This is a genomic window from Actinacidiphila cocklensis (assembly GCF_907177275.1).
GTDB lineage: Bacteria > Actinomycetota > Actinomycetes > Streptomycetales > Streptomycetaceae > Actinacidiphila > Actinacidiphila cocklensis.
Window position 1 is genome coordinate 21,974 of record NZ_CAJSLV010000071.1, and the last position, 23,740, is coordinate 45,713.

General features: G+C 72.5%; 20 protein-coding genes. 9 read left to right on the forward strand and 11 right to left on the reverse strand.

All coding sequences use genetic code 11. The annotated features are described in order from the left end of the window. Positions 1-145 precede the first annotated feature (145 nt). The 4 genes from NFU81_RS26470 to NFU81_RS26485 all read left to right on the forward strand — a co-directional run bounded on the left by NFU81_RS26470 (position 146) and on the right by NFU81_RS26485 (position 6,742). Positions 146-3,229, forward strand: coding sequence for an FAD-binding and (Fe-S)-binding domain-containing protein (locus NFU81_RS26470; RefSeq protein WP_251494709.1), 3,084 nt, complete (start codon positions 146-148; stop codon positions 3,227-3,229). Positions 3,230-3,290: 61 nt separating this feature from the next. Continuing rightward, on the forward strand, positions 3,291-5,108 hold the full coding sequence (locus tag NFU81_RS26475) for a thiamine pyrophosphate-requiring protein (protein WP_251494805.1): 1,818 nt from the start codon (positions 3,291-3,293) through the stop codon (positions 5,106-5,108). Next, positions 5,105-6,232, forward strand: coding sequence for an enolase C-terminal domain-like protein (locus tag NFU81_RS26480; RefSeq protein ID WP_251494712.1), 1,128 nt, complete (start codon positions 5,105-5,107; stop codon positions 6,230-6,232). The genes NFU81_RS26475 and NFU81_RS26480 overlap by 4 nt, the downstream gene beginning before the upstream one ends. Before the next feature lie 75 nt (positions 6,233-6,307). Next, the gene (locus tag NFU81_RS26485) at positions 6,308-6,742 is read left to right on the forward strand and encodes a GNAT family N-acetyltransferase (protein WP_251494715.1); all 435 of its coding nucleotides are present in this window, start codon (positions 6,308-6,310) and stop codon (positions 6,740-6,742) included. Here the strand turns inward: NFU81_RS26485 and NFU81_RS26490 are convergent. The 9 genes from NFU81_RS26490 to NFU81_RS26535 form a co-directional block, all read right to left on the reverse strand. Beyond that, positions 6,679-8,547: a complex I subunit 5 family protein gene (locus NFU81_RS26490; protein ID WP_251494716.1), complete on the reverse strand. Its 1,869-nt coding sequence runs from the start codon at positions 8,545-8,547 to the stop codon at positions 6,679-6,681. The genes NFU81_RS26485 and NFU81_RS26490 overlap by 64 nt on opposite strands. 9 nt (positions 8,548-8,556) lie before the next feature. Next, positions 8,557-8,901: a sodium:proton antiporter gene (locus NFU81_RS26495; RefSeq protein WP_251494718.1), complete on the reverse strand. Its 345-nt coding sequence runs from the start codon at positions 8,899-8,901 to the stop codon at positions 8,557-8,559. Beyond that, the gene (locus NFU81_RS26500) at positions 8,898-9,668 is read right to left on the reverse strand and encodes an MnhB domain-containing protein (protein ID WP_422665292.1); all 771 of its coding nucleotides are present in this window, start codon (positions 9,666-9,668) and stop codon (positions 8,898-8,900) included. Before NFU81_RS26500 ends, NFU81_RS26495 begins: the two co-directional genes overlap by 4 nt. Continuing rightward, complete coding sequence (locus NFU81_RS26505; protein ID WP_251494720.1) at positions 9,665-9,979, reverse strand: Na(+)/H(+) antiporter subunit B; 315 nt, start codon at positions 9,977-9,979, stop codon at positions 9,665-9,667. The genes NFU81_RS26500 and NFU81_RS26505 overlap by 4 nt, the downstream gene beginning before the upstream one ends. Beyond that, positions 9,976-10,296 (reverse strand): monovalent cation/H(+) antiporter subunit G, encoded by a 321-nt coding sequence (locus tag NFU81_RS26510; protein WP_251494722.1) that lies wholly within the window; start codon positions 10,294-10,296, stop codon positions 9,976-9,978. The genes NFU81_RS26505 and NFU81_RS26510 overlap by 4 nt, the downstream gene beginning before the upstream one ends. After that, the gene (locus NFU81_RS26515; protein ID WP_251494724.1) at positions 10,293-10,568 is read right to left on the reverse strand and encodes a monovalent cation/H+ antiporter complex subunit F; all 276 of its coding nucleotides are present in this window, start codon (positions 10,566-10,568) and stop codon (positions 10,293-10,295) included. Before NFU81_RS26515 ends, NFU81_RS26510 begins: the two co-directional genes overlap by 4 nt. After that, positions 10,565-11,104, reverse strand: a complete 540-nt coding sequence (locus NFU81_RS26520) for a Na+/H+ antiporter subunit E (protein WP_251494726.1) — start codon at positions 11,102-11,104, stop codon at positions 10,565-10,567. The genes NFU81_RS26515 and NFU81_RS26520 overlap by 4 nt, the downstream gene beginning before the upstream one ends. A 309-nt stretch (positions 11,105-11,413) precedes the next feature. After that, on the reverse strand, positions 11,414-12,961 hold the full coding sequence (locus NFU81_RS26530) for a glycoside hydrolase family 88 protein (RefSeq protein WP_251494728.1): 1,548 nt from the start codon (positions 12,959-12,961) through the stop codon (positions 11,414-11,416). 10 nt (positions 12,962-12,971) lie between these two features. Further along, the gene (locus NFU81_RS26535) at positions 12,972-15,365 is read right to left on the reverse strand and encodes a polysaccharide lyase 8 family protein (protein ID WP_251494730.1); all 2,394 of its coding nucleotides are present in this window, start codon (positions 15,363-15,365) and stop codon (positions 12,972-12,974) included. Positions 15,366-15,569: 204 nt separating this feature from the next. Between NFU81_RS26535 and NFU81_RS26540 the strand changes: the two genes are divergently transcribed. The 5 genes from NFU81_RS26540 to NFU81_RS26560 all read left to right on the forward strand — a co-directional run bounded on the left by NFU81_RS26540 (position 15,570) and on the right by NFU81_RS26560 (position 21,576). Then, a complete protein-coding gene (locus tag NFU81_RS26540; RefSeq protein ID WP_251494732.1) occupies positions 15,570-16,637 on the forward strand; it encodes a LacI family DNA-binding transcriptional regulator in 1,068 nt (355 codons plus the stop codon). Positions 16,638-16,787: 150 nt separating this feature from the next. Further along, a complete protein-coding gene (locus tag NFU81_RS26545) occupies positions 16,788-18,404 on the forward strand; it encodes an FAD-dependent oxidoreductase (RefSeq protein ID WP_251494734.1) in 1,617 nt (538 codons plus the stop codon). A gap of 22 nt (positions 18,405-18,426) precedes the next feature. Further along, entirely contained in the window at positions 18,427-19,722 is a 1,296-nt protein-coding gene (locus NFU81_RS26550) for an ABC transporter substrate-binding protein (protein ID WP_251494736.1), read from the forward strand. Continuing rightward, entirely contained in the window at positions 19,719-20,675 is a 957-nt protein-coding gene (locus NFU81_RS26555; RefSeq protein WP_251494738.1) for a carbohydrate ABC transporter permease, read from the forward strand. The genes NFU81_RS26550 and NFU81_RS26555 overlap by 4 nt, the downstream gene beginning before the upstream one ends. Positions 20,676-20,781: 106 nt before the next feature. Further along, positions 20,782-21,576 (forward strand): carbohydrate ABC transporter permease, encoded by a 795-nt coding sequence (locus NFU81_RS26560; protein WP_251494808.1) that lies wholly within the window; start codon positions 20,782-20,784, stop codon positions 21,574-21,576. Between the two features lie 36 nt (positions 21,577-21,612). Here the strand turns inward: NFU81_RS26560 and NFU81_RS26565 are convergent, their stop codons facing one another. Further along, entirely contained in the window at positions 21,613-22,617 is a 1,005-nt protein-coding gene (locus NFU81_RS26565; protein WP_251494740.1) for an arabinan endo-1,5-alpha-L-arabinosidase, read from the reverse strand. 30 nt (positions 22,618-22,647) lie between these two features. Then, complete coding sequence (locus NFU81_RS26570) at positions 22,648-23,706, reverse strand: pectinesterase family protein (RefSeq protein ID WP_251494742.1); 1,059 nt, start codon at positions 23,704-23,706, stop codon at positions 22,648-22,650. Positions 23,707-23,740: the final 34 nt, after the last annotated feature.

The following is a 23,740-nucleotide window of genomic DNA, read 5'->3' on the forward strand; positions in this document are numbered from 1 at the left end:
GTATGCCCGGCCGGTACTGCCCTGCGGGTGCCCGGTCGGCGGGTGGTCATGCGCCGGGGCGGTTCGTACCACCCGTCACACCCGTATTCCCCCGGCGATCTGATAGGGCCGATTACCTCGTGGGCCTTCGGGCAGCCGACCCTGCATGAGCATCGTCGAACGCCCCACTCCCGCAGCGGCCGCCGGCACCCCCGACCTCGCGGCGCTGGAAGCCGCTCTGCGTGCGGAGGTGGACGGCGAGGTGCGTTTCGACGCCGGCAGCCGCGGGGCCTACGCCACGGACGGCTCCAACTACCGGCAGGTCCCGCTCGGCGTGGTCGTGCCCCGCGACGTCGAGGCGGGCGCGGCGACCGTCGCGGTCTGCGCCCGCTTCGGCGCACCGCTGCTGTCGCGCGGCGGGGGGACGAGCCTGGCGGGGCAGTGCACGAACACCGCCGTCGTCGTCGACTGGACCAAATACTGCGACGGCCTGGTCTCCGTCGACACCGAGGCCCGCACCTGCGTCGTCGAGCCGGGCGTCGTGCTCGACGACCTGAACCGGCAACTGGCCGCCTGCGGGCTGATGTTCGGCCCGAAGCCGTCGACACACAGCCACTGCACCATCGGCGGCATGGTCGGCAACAACTCGTGCGGGGCGTCGGCGCAGGCGTACGGCAAGACCGTCGACAACGTGCGGCGGCTGGAGATCCTGACCTACGACGGCACGCGCTGCTGGGTGGGGCGGACCTCGCCGGAGGACTTCGACGCCATCGCGGCTCTGGGCGACCGGCGCGCGGAGCTGTACGCGGGTATGCGCGGCGTCGGCGACCGCCATCTCGCCGACATCCGCCGCGGATTCCCGAAGATCCCGCGCCGGGTGTCCGGTTACAACCTCGACGACCTGCTGCCGGAGAACGGCTTCCATGTCGCGCGCGCCCTGGTCGGCAGCGAGGGCACGCTGGTGACGGTGCTGCACGCCGAGCTGGAGCTGGTGCCGGTGCCTGCGGCGGACGCGATGCTGATCCTCGGCTACCCCGACATCTGCGCCGCGGCCGACGACGTCCCGCGCGTGCTGGAGCACAGCGCGCCCGCCCAACTGGAGGCCATGGACGACCGCATGGCGCAGCTCATGCACGAGGAGGGCAGCCATCTGGAGTCGCTGCGCGCCTTCCCCGAGGGCGGCAGCTGGCTGCTGCTCCAGTTCACCGCGGACGACCAGGAGGCCGCCGACCGGCAGGCCGAGCTGCTGCTGCGGGCGCTGGGCCGGGGCAGGGACGACCCGGACGTGGCGCTGTCCGACGACACCGCGCGCGAGCAGCGCATGCTCAGGGCACGCGAGGCGGGCCTCGGCGTGACCGCCCGCCCGCCGGACGAGCGCGAGACGTGGGAGGGCTGGGAGGACTCCGCGGTGCCGCCGGAGCGGCTCGGCGACTACCTGCGCGACCTCAAGGGGCTCTTCGACCGCTTCGGCTACGACCACCCGTCCCTCTACGGGCACTTCGGGCAGGGCTGCGTGCACACTCGTATACCCTTCGGACTGCGCACCGCCGAAGGTGTGGCGCGCTTCCACGAATTCCTGCGGGCCGCCGCCGGCCTCGTGGCGTCCTACGGCGGTTCGCTGTCCGGCGAGCACGGCGACGGGCAGGCGCGCGGCGAGCTGCTGCGCACCATGTACGGCGACGATCTGATGACCGCTTTCGGCGAGCTCAAGGCGCTGTTCGACCCGGGTGACCGGATGAACCCGGGCAAGGTCGTCGCGCCGAACGCAGCCGACCGGAACCTGCGGCTGGGGGCGGACTGGCGCCCGCGCGACGACTCCGACGCCCGCTTCGGCTATCCCGAGGACGGCGGGTCCTTCAACCAGGCCGTCATGCGCTGCGTCGGCATCGGCAACTGCCGCAGCCACCAGGGCGGCGTGATGTGCCCCTCGTACCGGGCGACGGGCGAGGAGGAGCACTCCACCCGAGGCCGGGCGCGGCTGCTGTTCGAGATGATCGGCGGCCACGAGGACTCCCCGGTCACCGGCGGCTGGCGCTCCACCGAGGTCAAGGACGCCCTCGACCTGTGCCTGGCGTGCAAGGGCTGCAAGTCGGACTGCCCGGTGGGCGTCGACATGGCCACGTACAAGGCGGAGTTCCTGTCCCATCACTACCGGGGCCGGCTGCGTCCGGCCGCGCACTACGCGCTGGGCTGGCTGCCGCTGTGGGCCCGCGCGGCCCAGGTCGCGCCGGGCGTGGTGAACGCGGTGCTGCGCGCGCCGGGACTGGCCGGGCTCGGCAAACGGCTGGCCGGGGTCGCCGACCGGGACGCGCCGCTCTTCGCCGGCGAGTCCTTCGTGCGCTGGTGGCGCGAGCGCGGCACCCCGCAGCCCGAACCCGGCGACGAGCGGGCGGTGCTGCTGTGGCCCGACACCTTCAGCACGTACTTCCACCCGGCGGTGGCCCGCTCCGCGGTGCGCGTGCTGGAGAGCGCCGGCTTCCGCGTGGCGGTGCCCGAGGAGGGTGTGTGCTGCGGGCTGACGCTGATCTCGACGGGGCAGCTGGACCGCGCCAAGCGGGTGCTGAAGCAGACCACGGAGAGCCTGCGGCCCTGGATCGAGGCCGGCACCCCGGTGGTGGGCCTCGAACCGTCGTGCACGGCCGTCTTCCGCGCGGACGCACCCGAGCTGATGCCGGACGACCAGGACGTGCAGCGGCTGGCCGGGCAGTTCCTGACTCTGTCCGAGGTGCTGCTGCAACGGGCGCCCGAGGAATGGTCGCCGCCGGCCCTGACCCGCGCGGCCACCGTGCAGACGCACTGCCACCAGCACGCCGTCACCGGCTTCGACGCCGACCGTGAGCTGATGCGCAGGGCGGGCCTGGACGCCGACGTCCTCGACGAGGGCTGCTGCGGCCTGGCAGGCAACTTCGGCTTCGAACGCGGCCACCAGGAGCTGTCGGAGGCGATCGGCGAGCTGGGCGTGCTGCCCGCGGTGCGGGAGGCCGCGCCCAGCGCGCTGGTCATCGCCGACGGCTTCAGCTGCCGTACCCAGATCGAGCAGGGCGGCACGGGCCGCCGCGCCCTGCACCTGGCCGAGGCGCTGGCGCTCGGCCTGGACGGTCATGCACCCGCCGACCACCCGGAGAAGGCCGCCGACCGGCCGGAGCCGCCGAGCGCGGCCCGCGCGCGGCTGGCAACCGCGGCGGCAGCGGCTGCCGCCGCCGGGACCGCCGCGGGCGGACTGTACGCCCTGCACCGGGCTCGGCGCTGAGCCGCACACATCCCCTGTACGCCCTTGCACGGCGCGACGACGAGAGGAACATCCCGTGTCGATGAAAGTGTCGGACTACGTACTGCACCGCCTGCGCGAATGGGACGTCGACCACGTCTTCGCCTACGCCGGCGACGGCATCAACGGGCTGCTCGCCGCCTGGGGGCGGGCCGGCGACAAACCGCGCTTCGTCCAGGCACGGCACGAGGAGATGGCCGCCTTCGAGGCGGTCGGCTATGCGAAGTTCTCCGGCAAGGTCGGGGTGTGCGCGGCAACCTCGGGACCCGGTGCCATCCACCTGCTCAACGGGCTGTACGACGCGAAGCTCGACCACGTGCCCGTCGTCGCGATCGTCGGCCAGACCAACCGCAGTGCCATGGGCGGCAGTTACCAGCAGGAGGTGGATCTGGCCGCCCTCTACAAGGACGTCGCGTCGGAGTTCTGCGAGACGGTCACCGTGCCCGAGCAGCTGCCGAACGTGCTGGACCGCGCGCTGCGCACCGCCTACGCGCGGCACACCGTCACCGCCGTGATCATTCCCGCCGACGTCCAGGAGCTGGAGTACAGCGCGCCGACGCACGCGTTCAAGATGGTCCCCTCCAGCCTGGGCGTCGCCCACTACGCGCCGGTGCCGTCGGACGACGACCTGCACCGGGCCGCCGGGATCCTCAACGCCGGCGAGAAGGTGGCGGTCCTGGTCGGCCAGGGCGCGCGCAACGCCCGCGCGGAGGTCGAGCACACCGCCGACGCGCTGGGCGCGGGGGTGGCCAAGGCGCTGCTGGGCAAGGACGTGCTACCCGACGACCTGCCGTACGTCACCGGCTCCATCGGCCTGCTCGGCACCCGGCCCTCGTACGAGATGATGCGGGACTGCGACACGCTGCTCGTGGTCGGGTCGAGCTTTCCCTACACGCAGTTCCTGCCGGACTTCGGGCAGGCGCGCGCCGTTCAGATCGACGTGGACCCCTTCATGATCGGGCTGCGCTACCCCTTCGAGGTCAATCTGGTCGGTGACGCCGCCGGAACGCTGAAGCGGCTGCTGCCGCTTCTGGACGCCAAGAAGCACGGCAAGTGGCGCAAGACGATCGAGCGCAACACCGAGCGCTGGTGGGAGGTCATGCAGCGGCGGGCCGCCGTGGACGCCGACCCCATCAACCCCGAGTACGTGGTGCACGCCCTGGACGCGCTGCTCCCCCACGACATCATGCTCGCCGCCGACTCCGGCTCCGCCGCCAACTGGTATGCCAGGCACCTGCGGATGCGCGGCGCCATGCGCGGGTCGCTGTCGGGCACGCTGGCGACGATGGGACCGGGCGTGCCGTACGTCATCGGCGCGAAGTTCGCGCACCCTGAGCGGCCCGCGCTGGCCGTCGTCGGCGACGGCGCCATGCAGATGAACGGCATGGCCGAGCTGATCACCGCCGCCAAGTACTGGCGGGACTGGGCCGATCCGCGGCTGGTGGTCGCCGTGCTGAACAACCAGGACCTCAACCAGGTGACCTGGGAGATGCGCGCGATGGAGGGCGCACCGCAGTTCCTGCCCTCCCAGGCCCTCCCCGACGTCCGCTACGCCGACTTCGCCCGCTCCGTCGGCCTGGACGGCGTACGCGTCGAGGAGCCCGGCGGGGTGCAGGACGCCTGGCAGCGCGCGCTGGCCGCGGACCGGCCGTTCGTCATCGACTTCCGCACCGACCCCGCCGTCCCGCCCATCCCGCCGCACGCCACCTGGGACCAGATCGAGGCCGCGGCCTCCGCGGTGCTCCAGGGCGACACCGACCGCGCGGCGATGGTCCGGCAGGGCGTCAAGGCCAAGATCCAGGAGATGCTGCCGGGCCGGAGGCGCCGCGAGGACCGGCCCGGGGCCGGGGACGAGGGGTGAACACCGGCTCCCGAGCGGGCGGCGGCCCGCCACGGGTGGAGAGCCTGCGGACGGCCGTCTACACCGTGCCGACCGAGGAACCGGAGGCCGACGGCACCCTGTCGTGGGAGGCCACCACGCTGGTGACGGTGCACGTGTCGGCGGGCGGTGCCACCGGTCTGGGCTGGACGTACGGCTCACCGGCCGCTGCGGAGGTGGTGGACGCGCACCTGGTCGCCGCCGTCGCCGGCCGCTCCGCGTGGGATGTGCCCGCCGCCAACGAGGCGATGTCCCGGGCCGTGCGCAACGCCGCGCGGCCCGGCATCGCCGGGCACGCGGTCTCGGCGGTCGACATCGCCCTGTGGGACCTCAAGGCCCGCCTGCTCGGCCTGCCCCTGGTGGACCTGCTCGGCGCGGCCCGCGAGGACGTGCCGGTCTACGGCAGCGGCGGCTTCACCACCTACGACGACGCCCGGCAGGACCGGCAGTTGCGCACCTGGACCGAGGAGTACGGCATACCGCGCGTGAAGATCAAGATCGGCGGGTCCTGGGGCACGGAGGAGGACCGGGACCGGCGGCGGATCAGCGGCGCCCGCCGCTCGGCCGGCGCCGCCGAGCTGTACGTCGACGCCAACGGCGCCTACACCGCCAAGCAGGCCGTGCGGCTGGGCCGGCACCTCGACGCGGAGGACGTCACCTGGTTCGAGGAGCCGGTCTCCTCCGACGACCTGCCGGGCCTGGCCCGGGTGCGCGACGCGGTGCGCTGCGATGTCACCGCCGGCGAATACGGCTACACCCTGGCCTACTTCCAGCAGATGCTGGCCGCGGACGCCGTCGACTGCCTCCAGGCGGACGCCACCCGCTGCGGCGGCATCACCGTCTGGCTGCGCGCCGCCGCCCTCGCCGAATCCCGCGGCCTGACCGTCTCCGGCCACTGCGCACCGCACCTGCACGCCCACGCCGCGGCCGCCGTCCCCAACCTCCGCCACCTGGAGTGGTTCCACGACCACGTCCGCATCGAGCAGCTGCTCTTCTCCGGCGCCCTCGACCCGTCCGGCGGCACGATCCGCCCCGGCTCCACGGGCTCCCCGGGCCACGGCATGGACCTGCGCGCCCAGGACGCCGAGGCCTACAGGACCCGCTGAGCCGGTGCGGCCCGGCGGACGAACGGGCGGAGCGCATCCACCGGGCGCCCTGCGCCGGGAGGCGTCACCGCGAAGGTGTCCGGCGAAGCCGTCGGGTACGCGAATGCGGCCTTCCTCCCCGAGCACCCTGCCGACCACGCCGCGGCCGGCTCCTACCTGACCGGCGTCGCGGTCGACCCTGGGTGGCGCCGCCGCGGCACAGCGGGCCTACTGACCCGATGGCGCATGGAGCGGGTCGTGCAACGGGAGCCGGCCCTCTGGTGCTTGGTCTCGGCCGCGAACCGCGCCTCGGTGGACCTGCACCGTGAACCCGGTTTCGCGCAGGTGTCCGTCGGCGCCTCGTTCCAGGGCGCCGCCTTCACCGGCGGAGGAGGCCGGCTCCTGCGAGCCGGCTTGCCGCGGTTGTCACGGCACGGGTGCGGGGGGCGGCGATCGGAAGGCTCCGGTCAGATCTGGGCCGCCAAGGCCGCCAGGAGGCCCGCGAGGCCGACCATCAGCCAGGCGACGTAGTCGCCGAGGCGGCCCGAGTGGAGACGGCGCAGGGGCACGATCAGGTGGCGGTCGGCGCCGCGGGCCGCTGTGCTCAGGGGGCGGAGGACTGTGGTGGCGGGGTGGAGCGCTGCGAAGGCGAGGGCCACCGCTGCTGCCGTCGACAGCAGGCCGAGCAGGACGCCGGGAGCGGTCCAGGCCGCCTCCGGGGGCGGGGCGAGCGGCAAGGGGGCGGCCTGGCCGACGACTTGGGCCAGGTAGCCGTTGCGGTCGGTGAAGGCGGTGGCCGCGGTGGCGAGCGCCCGGGCGGCGGCCGGCCACAGGCCGAGGGCGAGCGCCCCGAGCAGCAGTGCCGCGGGCACGGCCGTCATGGTGCGCGGCACCGCCCTGCGGGGGTCGCGCACCTCGGGCTCCTCGCCCGATCCGCTCGTCTCGACGTCGGAGGCGCGGGGCTCGGGCCGCGGCCCGGCGCCGCGGAAGATGCGCAGGCCCGCGCGCAGCACGGCGCCGCCGGTCAGCGCCGACACCAGGACGTAGAGCGCGGGCAGCCACGGCAGATGCTGCGCGGCGGCGTCCTCGGCGACGGCCTTGCCCAGGGCGGTGCCGAACGGCGGGAGCCCGGCGAGCGCGAGGGCGCCGGTGAGGAAGAGCGCACCGGTGTACGGCGAGCCGCGCTCCGTGCCGTACAGACCGTGTTCGTCGACCGACCCGTGCCGGTCGAGCAGCACGCCGGTCAGGCCGAAGAGAGCGGCCTTGACCCCGGCATGCCCGGCGACGTAGAGCGCGGTGCCGGCGGTCGCAGAGCTGCCGGACAAGCTCAGGCCGAGCAGCCACAGCCCTGCGTGCCCGATGGTGGAGAAGGCCAGCATCCGCTTGAGGTGCCGCTGCTGCCAGCACATGACGGCGCCGGTGAGGGCGGTCAGCGCGCCGAGCGTGCCCAGCGTGCGGGTGACGGCCTCGGCGGGAATGCCGCCGGGTCCCGCGAAGACCGTGAGGTGGACGCGGGCGGCGCCGTACAGGCCCAGTTCGACCATCACGCCGGACATCAGCATGCACACCGGGGTGGGCGCCACGGCGTGCGCGTCGGGCAGCCAGAAGTGGAAGGGCACGATCGCGGCCTTCACCAGCAGCCCCGCCATGACCAGGACGAAGGCGGTGACGGTGAGGGTGTCGGTGCGGTGTCCGGCAAGTGCCGCGCCGATCTGCGCCATGCCCAGCTCCCCGGTGCGGGCGTACAGCAGCCCGATGCCGAGCAGCGAGCAGTACGCGGCCAGCGAGTTGACGACGCCGAAACTGAGTGCCCCGTGCAGCGGGCGCGGGTCCTCGATGCGGAAGCCCGTCAGGGCGTAGGCGACGACGCCCATCAGCTCGAAGAAGACGAAGGCGTCGAACAGGTCGCCGGTCAGCGCGAAGCCGCACATGCCGGCCTCGAAGAGCAGCAGCAGCGCGGGGAAGGTGCCGCGGTGCCGGGTGGGCGGCTCGTCGAAGTAGCGCCAGGAGTAGACGAGTACGGCGGCTACCAGGACGGTGACGAGCAGGGCGATCCCGGCGCCGAGCCGGTCGGCGACCAGCACGACGCCGACGCTGTGCCCGCCGTGCGGCGTCCAGCCGCCGGCCCAGGACACCGCGCGCCCGCCTGCGTCCCCCAGCCGCGCCCACAGCAGGGCGACCTCGGCGGCGGTGGCGGCGGCGAAGGCGGTGGCCACAGCGTCGACGCCGGTACGCGGCAGCAGCCGCCCTGCCAGCACCAGCACCACCGCGCCCAGCAGCGGGATCGCGACGGCCAGCGGCAGCAGGTCGGCGGTCTCCCCGCCGGCGGGCAGCACCTTCGGTCCTCAACCTTTCAGGTCGGTCAGCGTCTCGGGGTCCAGCGTCCCGGTGCGCTTGCGGATCTGGATGACCAGGCTCAGCAGCAGCGCGGTGACGGTCGCGCCGACGACGACGTCGGTGAGCACCAGGGCCTGCACGACGGGGTCGACGACCGGCGTGCCGACGGGGATGTCGGAGAAGACCGGTGCGGTGCCGCCGCGGCGGTAGCCGACGCCGAGCAGCAGCACGTATGTCGAGGACTGCGCCACCGCGAGGCAGCCCACGGCGTGCACGAGGTTGCGGCTGGTGACCATGCCGTAGACGCCGACCAGGAAGATCCAGCCGGCCGCGAGGAAGGGCAGGACGCTCACCGGTTGCTCCCTGCGCCGCCGCCGCGCCGGCCGCCCGCGGCGGGCTCGTCGATCTCCACGGCCTGGTCAAGGAACTGCGCGACGAGCATGATCACGCCGGAGGCGACCTCCACTCCGACGGCGGCGTTCACCAGCGGCACCAGGCCGCCCGAGGACACCTGGTTGAAGGTGCCCAGCGGCAGCACGTTCTCCAGGAAGGCGCCGCCGGCCAGCAGCCCGGCGAAACCGAGCAGGGTGAAGGCGCCGGCGCCCACCGCGTCGAGCGCAGCGAACACCGCGAGCGGCCGGATCCGGCGCAGCACCCGGTAGTCGGCCGCGACATACGCCAGGTGCAGCCCCGTCGCGAGGATCACACCGCCCTGGAAGCCGCCGCCCGGGCTGAGTTGACCGTGCGCCACGACGTAGCCGCCGACGAGCACCGTCACCGGCAGCAGGCCCGCGCCGAGCAGCAGCGTGGACGGGAGTACGGGCCGCGGTTCCGGTTCCGCGCGGTCCTCGTCGCGCGCCCGGCGCAGCAGGACGACGGCGCCGAGCACCGCACCGAAGAGGATGGACTCCTCCCCGAGGGTGTCCAGGGCGCGCTGGTCGAAGTTCACCGACGAGACCACGTTCGCCGTGTGCTGCCGCACGGCCGCCGCGACCGACCTGCTGCCGTACGGGTGGTCGGCCGTGCCGAAGTGCGGCAACTCGGTGCAGGTGACCGCGAAGAAGACCGCGAAGACGGCTGCGGCCAGCGCGAACACGGTGCTGCGGACCCGCCGGCTCACCGCCCGCTCCCCCGCTCACGCTTCGCGGCCCCGTCCCCGTGCCCTGCTCCTGCGCGCGGTCGGCGGCGGACCTTGCGGACCGTCAGCAGGATGAGCAGCGGGGTGATCGCGCTGCCGACGGCGAGCTGTGACAGCGCCACGTCGGGCGCCTGCACCAGCAGGAAGAGCAGTGTCAGGCACACCCCGAGGACGGAGAGCACCACCGACTGCCGTACCGGGTCGCGGGTCAGAGCTGCGGCGGTCGCCGCGGCGACCACAAGGACGAGGGCGACGCCGACGAGGAAGTCCACAGCTCCTGGTGCGGTGTTCATACCGGCGGCTCACCCCGCTCGGCGCCCGCGTCCTGCCCGCCGGTGCGGATCATCGTCCGGCCGATGACGACGGTCAGGACAGGGCCTGACACCGCCGTGAGAGCGCCGACGAACAGCAGCTTGACGGCCGCCCGGCCCGCGCCCGCGTCGACGGCGAGCCCCAGGCACACCAGCGGGACACCGAGGCTGGTCGCCGGGGCGAGGGCGTGCAGCCTGCCGTAGGCGGTGGGCAGCACGGCGAGCGCCATGGCGGCCAGCAGCAGCGCGGCGGCGCCGCACCACAGGAGCACCAGGGCAAGGACGTGGGTCGCGCTCATCCCGCCTCCTCCTCCCGGTCGGCGCCGCCGGCGAGGCAGCGTGCGTAGACGAGCGTCGAGGTCGGTGCCAGCACGGCCGCCACGAGGGCGACGTCGACGTACGAGGTGCGGTGCAGGCCGCGGGCGGCGAGCAGCAGGACGGCCACGGCCATCGTCGCGGCCAGCGAGGTGGCGGTGAGGCGCTGGGCGGGCTCGCCACGGCAGGCCCGCCACACGCACGGGCCTGCGCCCGCGGGCAGCAGCACGCAGGCGGCGAGCAGCCACGCGTTCACGGCAGCCGCCTGATGCCGAGGGCGCGCTCGACGGCCGAGGGCGCGCCGTCGGCGGCGCCGAGCAGATGGACGCGCAACTCCCGCTCCTCGCCTGCTTCCTGGTCCGCGGCCGGCCCCCGGTCCGCGATGTCGACGACGCAGGCCCCGGGCGTCGCGGACAGCAGCACCGCGGCAAGCCCGGCGTCGACACCCGCGGGGAGGCGTACGGCTACGGGGACGTCCGGTGTGCCGGCGACCTGCCGGCGGTGGCGCAGGGCGCGGACGACGGCGGCGGCCAGTCGGACCGTCTCCTGCAGCAGGGCCGCCGGCATGGCAGCCAGCGCCGCGGCGATGCGCCGCTCGGCGTGCACCGCTGGCCGCTCCGCGCGGCGTACGACATCCGCAGCGCACCCGCCGAGGACGGCGAGGCTGCCGCCGACGGCCCACTCCAGCAGGCTGACCGCGGAGATCAGTACGGCGTAGAGGGCCAGGAGCAGCACCGCCCACGCCGCAACAGTCACGGCCGAGGCCGCGGTGCCGTGTGCGCTGCGCGCCATCGCCTCCACCTCCCGTCCTCGCCGTGCGGGCCGCCGCCCGCCGACCCGCGTCCTCGGCTGCATCCGGTGTACCGGTTCGGCTGTCCGTACCGGGCCGATCCGGGAGACACGCCACGGCGAGCCACTCCTATGCCCTGCGCACCGCCTGTCCGGGCTGCCGCTCCGGAAACCCGACGATCCCTCGTGCGCACCCACGGCACAGGGAAGTCGTCGGCGACGGGGGCCGCCCGGAGGCGGTCCCCGTCGCCGACCTGCTGCCCGAGAGCTACGTGTGGGCCGACCACCAGCTCGACGCCGGGTAGGCCGGCGTCAGCGGTCGGCCTCCTCGGTGAAGTAGAGGAAGGCGCCCAGCCCGTGGAGGTCGTTCGTCGCCTGGGGGCGGGCGACGTAGTACGCGTAGTCGCCGACGTTCGTGCCGACGGACGTGGACGTCAGATACGTCAGACCGTCGCCGTGCAGGGAGATCCGGTCCAGTTCACCGCGCCTTCCCGCGTCCACCGCGGGCTGGTAGGTGTCACGCGGGACGTATCCGCGGGTGATCGCGGTGTCGATGGTCAGCGTGAACATCGCCGAGCAGGACGTCTCGGTCCAGTTCCCCGCGCTGCCGCCCTTGTCCACGACCTGGAACCACCGTCCGCTCGCCGGGTCCTGGTAGGCGGCCATGCCGCGCACCAGGTTGCGGACGATCGAGATCAGCTGCGCCCGGCGCGGATGGTCGGGCGGGATCAGGTCGAGGATCTCCGTGGCGGCCACGCCGTACCAGCCGACCGCGCGGCACCAGTACTCCGGGGAGAGCCCGGTGTCCGGGGCGGCCCACGACGCGACCCCGGACGCGTCGTACGCGTGCTTCATCAGGCCGTTCGGCTGCTGCAGATGGCTCGCGTAGACCACCAGCTGCCGCGTCGCGATGTCGAACGACCGGGTGCTGTCGCCGACGTACGCGCCGTACTGCGCCATGAAGGGGTCGGCCATGAACGTGCCGTCCGACCACAGTTGACTGGCGCGGTCGGCGCTGTCGGCGTGCCAGAACCCGCCGTCGGCGGTGGTCGGGTAGCCGGCGCCGGGAAGGAGGCGGTCGTGGATCTGCTTGGCGGCCAGGCCGTACTTCGTCTGACCGGTCTCGCGGTACAGCGCGATCATCACCTGGCCCGGCATCATGCTGTCCAGGCTGCCGAAGCTGTTGGCGATGTGCCCCGAGGCGTCGACGAACCGGTCGGCCCACGCCTTGACGTACGCGATCAGGGCGGCCCGCCGCACGGGGTCCGCCGTGGCTTGCGCGAGCTGGTACTGCCCCATCATGTAGAGGGCGACCGGGTAGCTCCAGCCGCCGATGGTGGCCGGGGTGTACCGGCGCATCGTGGAGTCGGCCACGGCGTCAGCCCAGTCGGTGCCCTGCTGGTCGGCGACGGTGAGCGAGTCGAGGTCGGGCAGGCCGCCGGCCGTCGTGGCGGCCACCCGGATCAGGTTGGTGCCCGCCCGCAGGGTCACGGGTAAGCGGGCCACCGCCCAGGTGTCCCAGTCCGCGGTCGGGCCGAAGTCCGGTGCGGGCGCGGCCGCGCTGTCGACGCTGACGGTGGCGCCGCGTGCCGCGGCCGTACCGTTCGCGTAGCGCAGGGACAAGGTGGCGGCCCCCGCAGCCGGCCGGTCGACGGTGAACTCGACGTAGGCGCCGGCCTCGTTGGCGCTGTTGACGAAGCCGGTGCCGGTGAAGCCCAGGTGGTCGGTGTCCACGGTGCCGTGGAAGACGGTCGCGTCCTCCGCCTCGTAGACCGATGGTGTCGCGTGCGCGGAGCCCGGGGTCACCGAGCACATCGCTGCCAGCATCCCGATCACTGCTGCCACTGCCGTCCTGCTCATGAGGAGCCTCCTATTCGGTGAACCGGGCGACGAAGGTCTTCCCCGCCGCTCCCCCGACGGCCACCGAGAGGCGGACGTCCGGGGTGGTGGCCAGCACGGTGACGCCGGGGTCGGCGGACGTCACCGCGGAGACGTCACCGTCGACGGTGACGGTCACCGTCCCGGTGAGCTGCTGGGTCGGGTCGCTGACGGCGACGCTGAGCGTGCCGTCCTTGCGCCGGGTGACGACCGAGGCGGTCCTGTCGACCTGGATCCCGGCGGCCTTGGGTGCGCCGGCCTGCCAGACGTTGGCCATGGCGACACCCGGTCCGGAGCGGCTGACGGCCTGCACCTGGGCGGTGTTCGCGGCGACGGTGACGTCGTTGGAGGCGGCGAAGGCCGCGGTCTGGGCGGAGGTAGCGGCCGGCAGCTGAATGTAGCGGTAGCTGCCGCCGGTCGGGCTGACTCCGTGGTCGACCCACAGGGTGACGAAGCGGCGGGTGTAGGCGGTGGTGTCGTCGTAGACGCCGCGGTGGTCCATGTCGGTCCACCTGCCGGTGCGGTCCTCGCGCACCATCGTGACGTGGCCGCCGGCCGGGAAGACGTACCCGCCGAGGTTGTCGACGTAGATCCAGCGCGGCTGGACGACGGTCGGGGTGCTGCTCGGCGTGGAGAGCACCACGCTGCCGTCGACGTGGATGTTCGCGCGCCCGTCGGGGCCGGTGTTGCGGTTCTCGATGACCGACTCGACGGTGTGGCCGTCGGTGCTGGTGATCCCGGCGCCGAGGCAGATGACGGCGTCGTCGATGCAGAACCACGACTTGCGGCCGGTGAGCGTCTGCACCGCGAAGGACAGCCCCATGCCGGCGGCCACGTTCCCGTCCAGCAGCGCGCCGCCGGCCCAGGTGTTGGTGGAGCCGCGGTTGGTGCCCAGCGCGAGGGTCTTGGTGTCGAGGGTGACGCCGGGCACCCGGTACTTGTTCGCGGCCGGCCAGTAGCCGTTCGTCCAGTGCCCGGGCTGCGTGGCCAGGTAGAGGTAGGTGGCGCCCTCGCCGGTGTACCAGCCCTGGAGGTTCTCCTGGTTGGCGCTCTCGTACGGCTTGATGCGCGTGCTGTCCATCGCGATGGCGAACGCGAACGCCGGCCGCCGGTGCACGATCCGGGCCATCGACGTCGCGACGACGGAGGTGGTGGACTCCGCTCCCGTCGGCACCTCGGTGTCCGCGAGGACCGCCCGGGCGAGCGCGATGGAGGAGACCCGCACCTGTTCGAGCGGCACCGGGTCGTAGCGGAAGAAGTCCTGGTAGGTGTCGGCCGCGATCCAGCCCTTGACCTGCGAGCGGACGGTGCGCGCCTGGCCGGGCGGGAAGACGCCGGCGAGCTGGAGCAGGGTGGCGCCGGTGAGCCGCCCGATGCGGTGGTCGGTCTCGTAGAAGCGCGAGAGCGCCCGCCCGCGCACCATGTCCATGAACGCCCCGCGGTAGATCCACGGCAGGTAGTCGGCCTGCGTCCACGTGTGGACCCGCTGCACCTGGTCGGCCGTCGCCGCCCACGGGGTGCCCTGGACGGCGACCAGCAGGTACGTCAGGTACTGGAGCAGGGACACGCCGTAGGAGCCGTTGTAGGCGTAGACCTTGTGCTGGATGAAGCCGCCGTCGGGGTAGAACCCGTCGCCGCTGGTGCTGTACGGGAAGAGCGCCGCGATCGCCGTCATGGCGCTCTCGATCGCGGCGGCGTCCTGGCTCAGCGCGCCGCGTACGGTCGTGATGGCGCAGGTCCAGTTGAGGTTCGCGCCGGTGGCCGTGGCACCGCCGACCCGGCTGGGGTCCGGCAGGTAGCGGGCGATCGCGGTCGTCGCGGTGGCGATCTCGGCCGCGGTCAGCTGCGGGTACAGGGCGATGCAGGTGTCGTTGAGCGCCAGCGGGATGCCGATCTGGAAGTCCCACCAGTTGTCGTAACTCCCGGCGACGCCGTACTTGTGGGAGAGGAACCAGTCCAGAGCGGACCGGATGTCGGCCAGCAGCTGCGGGTTCCCGGACAGCGACGACCCGGGTGAGGCGTAGCCGAGGGCGAGCTGGCGCAGCCGTCCGACCGCGTCGCGCTGGACGGCCGAGACGGTGCTGCTGTCCAGGTCCGCCCACAGGTAGGTGCGCGAGCTCGACGTGTCCAGCGTCGACCACAGGCCGCTCAGCGTGTCGGCCGTTTCCTGCACGTAGCCGGAGATCACCGGGTCGGCGGTGTCGTAGCTGCCGATCAGGGTGTCGTGCCACTGGCTCCTGACCTTCGCGAAGTCCTCGGCCGTCGCCGCGGCGGCGCGGCGGTGGGTGCCGAAGGCCGGGCCGAGGAACCACGCGGGGGCCAGCGCGGCGCCGGCCAGCAGGGTGGAGCGGCGGGTGACGCCACGGGAGATGTGCTCAGCGGACATGGAAGGACCCTCACGGTAGGCGGAGAGGAGCGCGCGGGAGCGGCCGCAGCGGGCGGTACCCGGGGGCGTGACGGATGGTGGCGCCGTGCGCCCATGGAAGTCAAGCGGTAATACGTATTACCATGGGCTCCGGCAGAGACCGGCCGGATCGCACCGGCCGGGAGTTGATCGTCCGGAGGGCAGGGTGGCACTACGATGCGACACGTGACGCAGCGCCGGAAACGGGTGACCCAGGCCGAGGTGGCCCGCCTCGCGGGCGTCTCGCAGGCGATGGTCTCCCTGGTGCTCAACGACTCGGAGGGCGTACGCGTCGCACCCGAGACCCGCCAGCGCGTCGTGGAGGCGCTGCGCCAGACCGGCTACACCGTGGACATCATGGGCCGGCGCCTGCGCGGCAAGTCGAACCAGATCATCGGGGTGTTCACCTACGAGGCGGTCTTCCCCTCCGGTTCGGCCGACTTCTACGGCCCCTTCCTCGGCGGCATCGAGGAGGAGTCCGAGGCGCAGGGCTTCGACCTGCTGCTCTTCACCAGCCCGGGCCGCCGGCAGGGCCGGCGCAAGGTCTACGAGGAGGGGTCGAACCGGCTCGGCATAGCGGACGGCTGCATCCTGCTCGGACGGCACACCGACCGAGCCGAGCTCGACCGCCTGGTCGACGAGCGGTTCCCGTTCGTGTTCATCGGCCGGCGCGAGTCGTCCGCCGGGCCGGTGAGCTACGTCGGCGGCGACTACGCCGCGGCCACCGCGGCCCTGTACGAGCGGCTGTGGTCGCTCGGCCACCGCCGGGTGGCGCTGGTCGGCTACCACGAGGAGAGCGAGTCGACGGCCGACCGCCGCTCGGGATACCTGCGCGCCTGCCGGCGGCACCGCAAGACGCCGCTCGCCCTCACCGACGGCGATCCGCCTGCGGTGTTCGAGCGGCTGCGCGCAGACGAGGTCACCGCCGCACTGGTGGAGACGACGGAGATGGCAGCCGCGCTGCGCGCGCTGGCCACCGGCTCGGGCCTGCGCGTGCCCGAGGACCTGTCGATCGGCGTGCTCGGCGACACCGACCCCACGCAGACCTCGGCGTGGCCGCTGCGGACGGCGCCGGAGGCGGACTGGACGACCTTCCGGATCCCCCGCCGCGAGATGGGCGCCCGCGCGGTGCGCATCCTGGTCGCAATGCTGCGCGGCGAGATGGAGCCCGGCCGCAGGACGCAGGTCCTGCTCCCGTGCGAGCTGGTCGACGGCGCCACCGTCACCGACGCACCCCGCGCCCCGCGCCGCTGAGGCGGCCCGCCCGCGCGCAGGACCATGAGCTGAGCACGTGCGGCGGCGGCGCGAACCCGCCGTCCCGCACTTCCTCGAAACTTCTCGTTGACTTCTCCGTGATCCTTCCCTAGCGTGCGCTAATACGAATTATCAAGGAAGGACTCGCGGGTGAAGGAACTACGCACGGACGTGCTGGTCGTCGGCGGAGGGCTCGGCGGCATCGCCGCCGCCCTGGCCGCGACCGAGCACGGCGCACAGGTGGTGCTCACGGAGGGCCCGCGGTGGCTCGGCGGGCAGCTCACCGCCCAGGCCACCCCGCCGGACGAGCACCCGTGGGTCGAGATGCTCGGCGTCACCGCCTCCTACCGGTCGATGCGGGAGGGCATACGCGGGTACTACCGGCGCCACTACCCGCTGACGGCGCAGGCGCTGCGCGCCCGCCAACTGAACCCGGGCGCAGGCCTGGTGAGCCGGCTCTGCCACGAGCCGCGGGTCGCCGTGGCCGTCCTGGAGGCGATGCTCGCCCCAGCCCGCAGCTCCGGCCGGCTCACGGTGCTGCGGCCCTACCGCGCGGAGGCGGCCGCGGTCGACGGCGACACGGTCACCGCGGTGACCCTGGTGCCGGCGGGCGACACAGCGGACGGCCCGGTCACGGTGCACGCCCGGTACGTGATCGACGCGACCGAGACCGGCGACCTGCTGCCGCTGGCCGGCGCCGAGTACGTCACCGGCGCCGAGTCCCGGGACGAGACCGGCGAGCCCAGCGCGAAGGACACCGCGCAGCCGCTGAACATGCAGGCGGTGTCCTGGTGCTTCGCCGTCGACCACGTCGACGGCGACCACACCATCGACCGCCCGGCGACCTACGACTACTGGCGGTCGGTCCGCCCGGACGTCTGGCCGGGGCCGCTGCTCGCGTTCCGCTGGCCCAACCCGCGCACCCTGGAGCCGTCGAACGGCTGGCTCGACCCGAACCCGGACGACGACCCGCTGGCCGTCGAGGCGGACCAGAGCAAGGACGCCGGCACCGACGACCTGTGGCGCTTCCGCCGTATCGCGGCCCGCAGGCTGTTCGAGCCCGGCGCCTACGCCAGTGACATCACCCTGGTGAACTGGCCGATGATCGACTACATGGACGGCCCGCTGTTCGAGGTCTCCGAAGACGAGGCGGCCAAGCACCGCAACGGCGCGCGGGAGCTGGCGCTGTCGGCCCTGTACTGGATGCAGACCGAGGCGCCGCGGCCCGACGGCGGAACCGGCTTCCCGTCCCTGCGGCTGCGCGGCGACCTGCTCGGCACCGACGACGGGCTGGCCCAGGACATCTACGTGCGCGAGTCCCGCCGTATCCGGGCCGTCACCACGATCCGCGAGGACGACGTCTCGCTGGAGATCCGCGGCGAGCACGGCTCGACCCGCTACCGGGACTCGGTCGGCATCGGGATGTACCGGATCGACCTGCACCCCTCGACCGGCGGGGACACCTACCTCGACGTGGCGTCGGCGCCGTTCCAGATCCCGCTCGGCGCGCTGCTGCCGCAGCGGGTGACCAACCTGCTGCCGGCCGCCAAGAACATCGGCACCACGCACATCACCAACGGCGCCTACCGGCTGCACCCGGTCGAGTGGAACATCGGCGAGGCCGCCGGCGCCCTCGCCGCCCACTGCGTCGCCACCGGCCGCACGCCGCACGGCGTGCACGCCACACCCGAGCACCTCCACGACTACCAGTCCCTGCTGTCCCGGCGCGGCATTCCGCTGGCCTGGCCCGAGATCCGCGGCTACTAGAACCGAACCCTGTGGAGCAACGATGAGAACCAGACGCCTCCGGCTCACCTCCCTCGCCCTGTCCGCCGCCTCCCTGCTGGCTCTCTCCCTCGCGGGGTGCTCGAACGGGTCGGGCTCGGGCGGCGACGCGAACGTGTCGCTGCGGATGACCGTGTGGAGCAACGACCCGTCGCAGACGGCGCTGTTCAACAGCATCGCGGCGGACTACCGCAAGACCCACCCGGACGTCGCGTCGATCGCCTTCGACTACATACCGATCGACAACTACACCACCGCCCTGACCACCCAGATCGCCGGCAGCAACCCGCCGGACATGGCGTGGGTCCTGGAGCGCGACGCCCCCGACTTCGTCTCGTCGGGCGCGCTCACCGACCTCACCCCGACCCTGCAGAAGGCGGCCGGCTACCAGTACGACGACCTCACGCCCGCGGCCACCAAGCTGTGGAAGCAGGGCGGGGACCTGTACGCGTACCCCTTCTCCACCTCGCCGTTCGGGATGTTCTACAACAAGGACCTGCTCACGAAGGCGGGGGTGGCCCAGACCCCTGACCAGCTGCTGGCAGCCCACCAGTGGACGTGGCAGAACGCGGAGAAGATGGCCGCCCAGGTGGCCGCGCACACCGACAAGCAGGGCCTGGTGGTCCGGGACTGGGACTACAAGACCTGGGTCCAGCTCGCCGGCGTGTGGCGCGGGTGGGGCGCCGACGCGTGGTCGGCCGACGGGAAGACCTGCGGGTTCGACTCGCCGCAGATGCAGCAGGCGATGGCCTTCCTGCACGACGCGATCTTCCAGGACAAGGCGCTGCCGGGACCCGGCGAGACCGCCGACTTCTTCGCCGGCGAGTCCGGCCTGACCATCACCCAGATCAGCCGTGCCACGCTGCTGGCGACCCACCCGTTCGACTGGGGGATCGTCCCGCTCCCGTCCGGCCCGGCGGGCGCGTCGCAGGTCATCGGACAGGCCGGCATCGGCGTGATGACGAAGGGGTCGCACAAGCAGCAGGCGGCCGACTTCCTCGCCTACTTCTCCGATGCGGCCAACTCCACCAAGCTCGCCCGCTACTTCCCGCCGGCCCGCACCAGCCAGCTCACCACCGCCACCCTCGCCAAGGCCAACCCCATGTTCACTCCCCAGCAGTTGCAGGACGTGGTCATCGACGGCATCAAGACCGGCTCGGTCCTTCCGTCCCACAAGAACAGCGCAAAGATCGCCAACCTCGTCCAGAACGCGCTCGACCCGATGTGGAAGTCCGGCGCGGACGTCGACGCCGTCCTTTCGGGCGTGTGCAAGGCGATCGCACCGGCCCTGTCCGAATGACGACCGTGCACGAGACCGAGCCCACTGGCGAGCGGGCGAGCACCTCTCGCCCGCCGGCCGGGTCAGGGCGGTTCTGGACCCTGCGGCGGCAGGACACCCTCAGCGGCTGGCTGTTCGTGCTGCCGCAGGCCCTGGGGTTCCTCGCCTTCGTCCTCTACCCCCTGATCGCGGTCGTCTACTACAGCTTCCACACCTCCAACGTGCTCTCCGGTGTGACGAAGTACGCGGGCACCAGGAACTACTCGCAGCTGGTGCACGATCCGGCCACACCGTCGGTGGCGCGGGCGACGGTGCTGTTCTGCATCGGCCTCGTGGTGATCAACATCGCCCTGGCGATGTTGCTCGCCGTGCTGCTGAACCAGCGGCTGCGCGGCACCACGGTGTTCCGCACGCTGTTCTTCTCCCCCGTCGTCGTCTCGCTGGTGGCGTGGACGATCACCTGGAACTTCCTGCTGCAGAACAACGGCGGCATCAACTCGATGCTGCACGTGGTCGGAATCGAAGGACCCAACTGGCTGCGCGGTGACAACTCGGCACTGGTGTCGGTGGTGATCGTCCAGGTCTTCAAGAACGTCGGGCTCAACATGGTGCTGTTCCTCGCGGCCCTCCAGGGCGTCCCGCGGTCGCTGCTGGAGGCCGCCGAGATCGACGGTGCGGGCGCGTGGCGCCGGTTCCGCTCGGTGGTCCTGCCGTTGATCAGCCCCACGACGCTGCTCACCACGATCGTGACGATCAGCGGCTCCCTGCAGGTGTTCGCGCAGATCCAGATCCTCACCGAAGGCGGCCCGAACAACCGGACCAACGTCCTGGTGTACTTCTTCTACCAGCAGGCCTTCGACAACCACGACTTCGGATACGGCAGCGCCGTCGCCGTCGTGCTGTTCGCCATCATCCTGGTGCTCACCCTGGTTCAGTGGCGCCTGCGCAAGAAGTGGGTGTTCTATGAGTCTTGAGACAGCCGCCCGCCGGCCGGTCACGCTCCGGGACGCGGCCGCCGCACCCCGGACCCCGGGGCGGCGCCCCGGCAGCCGGTGGCGGAAGCCGCTGCTGTACGCGGCCATGGTCGTGCTCGCGATCCCGTTCGTGTTCCCGACGTGGTGGATGATCACCTCATCCCTGCTGCCGGAGAACGAGGTGCTCAGCTATCCGCCCAAGCTGCTGCCGCTGCACCCGCAGTGGTCCAACTACAAGACCGCGTTCGCGAACTACCCGCTCGCCCACCAGTACCTGAACAGCCTCTACATCGCGCTGCTCGTCACCGCGGGCACGATGCTGGTCGCGTCGCTGTCGGGGTACGCGTTCGCCCGAATCCCCTTCCCCGGCAACAAGGTGCTGTTCCCGCTGATCCTCAGCGGCCTGCTGATCCCGACCGAGGTCACCGTCATCCCGCTGTTCAAGATGGTCGACCGGCTGGGCCTGACCAACACCCACTGGCCGCTGATCGTCATCCCGATCCTCGGCGCGCCGAGCGTGCTCGGCACGTTCGTGATGCGGCAGTTCTTCCTGGCGATCCCCGACGAACTCGAGGACGCCGGCCGCATGGACGGCCTGGGCCGGTTCGGCCTGTACTTCCGGGTGGCACTGCCGCTGGCCCGGCCCGCGCTGGCGTCGGTGGCGATCTTCACCTTCCTCAACAGCTGGAACATGTACCTCGAACCGCTGGTCTACGAGACCGACAAGCGCAACTACACGCTCCCGGTGGCACTCACCCAGTACACCGACGCGTACGGCTCCCACCTGTGGAACATCCAGCTCGCCGCCTCCGTGACGACGGTGGTCCCCGTCCTGGTCGTCTTCATCGCCGCCCAGCGCCACTTCGTCGAAGGCCTTGCCCAGACCGGGCTGAAGGGCTGACCCATGCGTCCGGTGCTGCCAGGTGGGTGCCCGCGTTCAGTGCGCGTAGGGCCAGCCGGCGGAGTCGTAGTCGAGCCAGTTGACGCCCAGCAGGGGCGTGCCGTTGTCCGCGTAGTAGTGGTAGACGAGGATGTCGTGGTCGGTGTCGGTGAAGACGCCCTCGCCGCCGGGGCCGTGGATGCTGCCGTGGCCTGCCAGGATCTCGGTGCCGCCGCCGGAGGTCATCGCCGTGCCGTTGCGGTCGGTGTACGGGCCGGTCACGCCGGCGGAGCGGCCCACCATGATGCGGTAGGTGCTGGACGCGCCGCGGCAGCAGTAGTCGAACGAGACGAACAGGTAGTAGTAGCCGCCGTGGTGGAAGACGTACGGCGCCTCGATCGGGCCGCCGCCCCGGCCGGCCGTCGAGCGCAGCGAGGTGTCGGCGCGCAGGCCCGTGGCCGGGTTGAGCGCGATCGTCTTGATGCCGGACCAGAAGGACCCGAAGTCCAGCCACCAGTTGCCCTGCGCGTCCACGACGAGGTTGGGGTCGATGGCGTTGAAGTCGTCCGAGGTCTGCGAGGCGACGACCAGGCCGCGGTTGGTCCAGGTCCCCGGGTCCCCGCTGGGGCTCGTGGCCAGGAAGATCGCCGAGTGGTTGGAGCCGAACGTGGAGGCCGCGTAGTACATGTAGTACTGCCCGTTGCGGTACGAGAGGTCCGGCGCCCACAGGCTGCGGCCGTTATCGGTGTACGGGTACGTCCACGACGCGCCGCCGGGGAAGGCGGAGCCGGTGTTGTGGAAGGCGGTGCGGTCCTGCGAGGTCTTCAGCCCGATGTTGTCGCCCGTGTAGGCCACCAGGTAGCCGCCGTTCGGCCGCTTGACCATGGTCGGGTCGTGGACGCCGGTGTCACCGGTGACGGCCCCGGGATTCGGGTAGGAGGCAGCCGCCACCGGCGAGGGCTGCGCGAGGGCGGCCGCCAGCGCGGCGGTCACCACAGCGGCGAGAAGGGTGCCGATCCGGCGGCGGGAGGAGGCGGTGGGCGTTGTGCGGATCAGTCGCATCACGGTGGTGTCTCCTGGGCGCGGGGGCGGTTACCGGACCGGGTTCCAGCCGTCACCGCCGGCCAGATAGGCGGTGGCGGTGTACGAGGCGGCGGTGGCGGACGACAGTTGCGGCCGGGCGGAGGTGACGGTCGCACCGGGGCCCGTGTTGCCGTACTCGCCGTAGCGTCCTGAGGTCCAGGTGGCGCCGGAGATGCCGGTCCACGGCCCGGCGCTGCTGATCGCCGCGGGCAGCGAGGTCTGGCGGACGACCATCTGCGGGACGGCGTCGCCCGAGGGGGTCCAGGCCCGGCCGAGGTAGAGGCGTCCGGCGGCGAAGGAGCTGGTGACCGTGTCGCCGGTGAGCAGGATGCCGTACGGGTTGCTGCCGAAGGTCGCGGGGGCGGCCAGGTAGCCGCTGGTGAAGCCGTCGTCGCTGAGGACGTTGATGTGCGAGCGGTCCACGACCAGGGTGCCGTTGCCGAAGATGAAGTCGACGTCGCCGTCGATCTCGCCGCCGCGGACGTACTGCCGCAGGCTTCGCGACGAGGTGGAGTTCCAGGACAGCAGGGTGTCCTGGTGGCCGTAGAAGTCGCAGTCCACGTAGGTCTGCCGGTCTCCCTCCATGGCCAGCGCCACGGACTGGGTGCCGGTCACCGAGGGGTTGGCGAGCCGGCTGAACAGGTTGCGGAAGGTGAGGTGCTCGGCGGTGAAGTCGTTCGCCTTGACGTGCACCGTCGCGGAGCCCTCGGTGCCGTAGGTGCCGCCGCCGGGCTTGGCCAGGCCGTTGTAGCGGGACCCGTCGACCCGTACGTCGGCGGGGTTGCCGGTGGCGCCCGCCAAGGTCAGGTGCAGCTTGCCGGCGGGCACGGTCAGGTACTCGGCGTAGGTTCCTGCGGCGATGGAGATCGTGTACGCGGTCGCCGAGTCGTCCGGCACCGCGTTGACCGCGGCCTGGATGCTGGAGTACTGCGCGCCGCTGTGCGCCACGGTCAGCGTGACGGCGCTCGCCGCGGCGGCGGGCACAGGACAGCCGGCGGCCGGCCCGGCGGTGCACAACGCGCCGGCCAGGGCGAGGCCCAGGGTGCGCTTGCGGGGTGTGGGGTGCATCGGACCGTCCTCAGTGTGTGGGGGGTGAGGAGTG